The following is a 4012-nucleotide window of genomic DNA, read 5'->3' on the forward strand; positions in this document are numbered from 1 at the left end:
TGCCGATCCGACCGGCCTGGGCTCGATCTCGCTCGAGCCGGGCGGTCAGTTCGAATTGTCGGGGGCGCCTTTGGCGACCGTGCATGAGACCTGTGACGAGGTGCATAATCACCTGGCCCAGGTGCGCGAGATCGGCGACGCCCTGGGGATAGGATTCCTCGGTCTTGGTTCATCGCCCATCTGGACCCGGGCCGAAACGCCGGTCATGCCCAAGGGCCGCTACAAGATCATGGCGCCCTATATGGACAAGAAGGGCAAGCACGGCCGCGACATGATGTTCCGCACCTCGACGGTGCAGGTCAATCTCGACTTCTCCTCGGAAGCCGACATGGTCAAGAAGCTGCGCGTCTCGCTGGCGCTGCAGCCGGTGGCTACCGCGCTTTTCGCCAATTCTCCGTTCACGGAGGGAAAGCCCAACGGCTTTAAGAGCTTCCGCTCCGCCGTCTGGCTCGACACCGATCCCGACCGTTCCGGCATGTTGCCTTTCGCCTTCGAGCCCGGCATGGGTTACGAGCGTTATGTCGACTACGCGCTCGATGTGCCGATGTATTTCGTCTATCGCGACGGCCATTACATCAACGCGCTTGGCCAAAGTTTCCGCGATTTCCTGAAGGGCGAGCTGCCCGCGCTGCCCGGCGAAAAGCCCACGCTTTCGGATTGGGCCGACCATATGACCACCGTGTTCCCCGAGGCCCGCGCCAAGAAATTCATCGAGATGCGCGGCGCCGATGTCGGCGACGCGGCGCATATCGTGGCGCTGCCCGCCTTCTGGGTCGGCCTCACCTATGATCAAACCGCGCTGGATGCCGCCTGGGATCTGGTCAAGGGCTTTGACGCCGCCACCCGCGAGGGGCTGCGCGTTGCGGCCTCGGTGTCCGCCCTCCAAGGGGAATCGCATGGCGTGAAGCTGATCGACCTCGCCCGCGCCGCCGTCGGCCTGTCGCATGCGGGCCTCGCCGCGCGCGGCATGGGCGAAGAGGCGCATCTGGCGCCGCTGATGCAAACACTGGAGAGCGGCCAGACCCAGGCCGATCGCTATCTCGCCGCCTATGAAGGCGCGTGGAAAGGCAGCCTCGCGCCGCTTTACACCGCCGCGCGCCTGTAACCTGATCAAGGGTGCGTGCCCGACACGCACCCTCCGGATGTGCTTATTCCGGCACGGACAGAACCGCCGTCAGCGGCGCCAGCGCCACCGACCCGGCGCGCCCCTCCACCGACCATTCCAGCAGCGCCGCAATCGTCTCGGGCCGCGCCCGGCCCAGCACGGCCACCCGGCCATCCTGCACCGCCTTGAAGGCCGCGCGGTCCAGATAGCGCCGGATCAGCGGCGCCGCCTCGCCCTCGGCATCCAGCTCGCGGAAGATCAGCGCCGCCGGAACGCCCTCGCGCCGCGCCACCTGATCCCCCGCGTTCAAGCCCTTGTCAAAGGTCACCAGCCCCCGGCCCTGATCCTTGATCACCGGCAGCAGGTCCGCCGCCAGTTTGCGGTTGTTCTGAAAGCCCTCGACCGGCAGGTCCACCACCGCCACCGCCTCGGGCAGCGCCTTGGCATGGGCCTCGAACGAGACCTGCAAATCGCTGGGCGTCGCCCCTTTCGGGATCGAGCTGGCCAGCATCGCCACCTCCTTGCCCGCCTTGCGATACTCCGCCGCCAGCTTGCCCGCCTCCGGGGTGGTCGGGTCCAGCACGATGGTCAGCGGCAAGGGCATCGCCGCCAGCGCCGCCCGATCAAGGCCCGCCGCGCCATCATCCAGCAGCAGGATCGCGTAAAGCGGCTTGCCCGCTGCGTTGTCGAACCGCGCCGCATAGCGCGTCACCGGGCGGGTATCGGCAGGCTGCGCGGCCATCTCCGCCTCGGGCGCCGTGGCGCTGGCCGGGGCCGAGCCCTCCTGCGGCGCCGCCTCGATGCGCGGCAGGCGGTTGGTGGTCACGCCCGCCACCGCCTCCGGCAGGCTGGCGGCTGGGGCCAATGGCGCCACCGGCTCGGGCGTCACGGCTTCGGGCGTCACCGGCTCTGGCATCACGGGTTCCGGCGCCGCCGCCTCGGGCGTCGCAGGCGCGGGCAGCTCAACCTCCGGCGCCAGATCTGCCGGGGCTGTCGGCGCCGCAGGCTCGGCCAGTGCAAGATCGGGCACGCCGGGGGCCGCAGCCCCGGGCGCCTCGGCGGGCACTTCTGCGGGCACGTCCAGCAAAGGCTCTGCCGGGGCCATCGGCTCCAGGGGCGCCGCCGCCTCCGGCTCGCCCACCACCTCGGGCGCCAGCGGCGAATGCGCAGGCACCTCGCCCGGCAAGGGCGCCGCCGCAGGATCAACCGGCGCAGCCGCTCCCTCGGAGGACGGCCCCGCCGCAGAGGGCGCCTCCGCCGCAGGCTTTGCCGGAGCAGGCGTTGCAGGCGCCGCCGCCTCCACCTCCGCCCCCGCAGTCTCGGCTTGCGCCTCAGACACGGTCGGCTCAGACAGGGTCGGCTCTGGCAAAACCGGCTCTGGCAAAACCGGCTCGGGCGCCTTCACCGGCTCGGCCTCTTGCACCGCCTCGGGCGCCACAATGTCATTGGCCGCCACCTCGGCGCCCGGCAAAGGCGCCAGTTGCGACACGACCCCCAGCCCGAAAACCGAGACCACCCCGCCCCAGATCAACCCAGAAACGACACCACGCACCGCTGCCTCCACCATTTCCGGCGGTTGCCCCGCCTGACTTTGCATGCCTCCCCGGGCGGCAAGGCTTGACCTCCGCCCGCGGCTGGCCCCATGTATAGCGCGACGATGCGCGGGGTTCACCCCCAAACATGCCCTTTCTCGCAAGGCCCGGCCCGATGCTCCTCCTGATCGACAATTACGACAGCTTTACCTACAATCTTGTGCATTATCTGGGCGAGCTGGGGGCCGACATCCGGGTGGTCCGCAATGATGCGATGGATGTGCAACAGGCCATGAGCCTGCGCCCCGAGATGATCGTGCTGTCGCCCGGCCCCTGCGATCCGGCGCAGGCGGGCATCTGCATTCCCCTGACCCATGCCGCTGCCGAGGCCCGCATCCCGCTGCTGGGCGTCTGCCTCGGCCACCAGACCATCGGCGAAGCCTTCGGCGGCCGCGTCATCCGCTGCCACGAGATCGTGCATGGCAAGATGGGCACCATGCACCACGCCGATACCGGCATTTTCCGCGGCTTGCCCTCGCCCTTCCTCGCCACCCGCTATCACAGCCTCGTGGTAGAGCGCGACACCCTGCCCGAGTGCCTGGAGGTCACCGCCTGGCTGGAAGACGGCACCATCATGGGCCTCCGGCACAAGAGCCTCCCCATCGAGGGGGTGCAATTCCACCCCGAAAGCATTGCCTCCGAACATGGGCACCAACTCTTGAAAAACTTCCTCGACAGCGCAAAGGCCATGGCATGAGCGCGCGGCTGAAACCCCTGATCGGCATCGCCGCCACCCGCGCCCTGTCCCCCGAAGAAGCCCGCACCGCCTTCGAGGCCCTGTTCGAGGGCGAGGCCACCCCGGCCCAGATGGGCGGCTTCCTGATGGCGCTGCGCACAAGGGGCGAAACGGTCGAGGAATACGCCGCCGCCGCCGCCGTCATGCGCGCCAAATGCCACCCCGTCAGCGCGCCTCCCGGCGCGATGGACATCGTGGGCACCGGCGGCGATGGCAAGGGCACGCTCAATATCTCCACCGCCACTGCCTTTGTGGTGGCGGGCGCGGGTGTTGTGGTCGCCAAACATGGCAACCGCAACCTGTCGTCGAAGTCCGGCGCCGCCGATGCGCTGACCGAAATGGGCATCAATGTCATGATCGGGCCAGAGATCGTGGAACGCTGCCTGTCCGAAGCCGGGATCGGCTTCATGATGGCGCCGATGCACCACCCGGCCATGCGCCATGTCGGCCCTGTCCGCACCGAGCTGGGCACGCGCACCATCTTCAACATCCTCGGGCCGCTGACCAACCCCGCCGGGGCCAGGCGCCAGCTCACCGGCACCTTTACGGCCAGCCTCTTGCGCCCCATGGCCGAAACGC

At 68.9% G+C, this 4012-nt stretch carries 4 protein-coding genes; 3 read left to right on the forward strand and 1 reads right to left on the reverse strand.

Annotated features, from left to right (window positions below; genetic code table 11):
- Nucleotides 1-1105: glutamate--cysteine ligase (locus JNN06_RS07855; RefSeq protein ID WP_291239038.1), on the forward strand; the 1105-nt coding region annotated here is incomplete at its 5' end.
- A 43-nt stretch (nt 1106-1148) separates the two neighbouring features.
- Here JNN06_RS07855 and JNN06_RS07860 read toward each other — a convergent pair.
- The gene (locus tag JNN06_RS07860) at nt 1149-2702 is read right to left on the reverse strand and encodes a polysaccharide deacteylase family 2 protein (RefSeq protein WP_291239039.1); all 1554 of its coding nucleotides are present in this window, start codon (nt 2700-2702) and stop codon (nt 1149-1151) included.
- Between the two features lie 110 nt (nt 2703-2812).
- Here JNN06_RS07860 and JNN06_RS07865 point away from each other — a divergent pair, with 110 nt between their 5' ends.
- Nucleotides 2813-3394, forward strand: a complete 582-nt coding sequence (locus JNN06_RS07865; RefSeq protein WP_291239040.1) for an aminodeoxychorismate/anthranilate synthase component II — start codon at nt 2813-2815, stop codon at nt 3392-3394.
- Nucleotides 3391-4012: anthranilate phosphoribosyltransferase (gene trpD, locus JNN06_RS07870; RefSeq protein WP_291239041.1), on the forward strand; the 622-nt coding region annotated here is incomplete at its 3' end. The genes JNN06_RS07865 and trpD, both read left to right, overlap by 4 nt.

Source organism: Gemmobacter sp., assembly GCF_016792925.1.
GTDB lineage: Bacteria > Pseudomonadota > Alphaproteobacteria > Rhodobacterales > Rhodobacteraceae > Gemmobacter.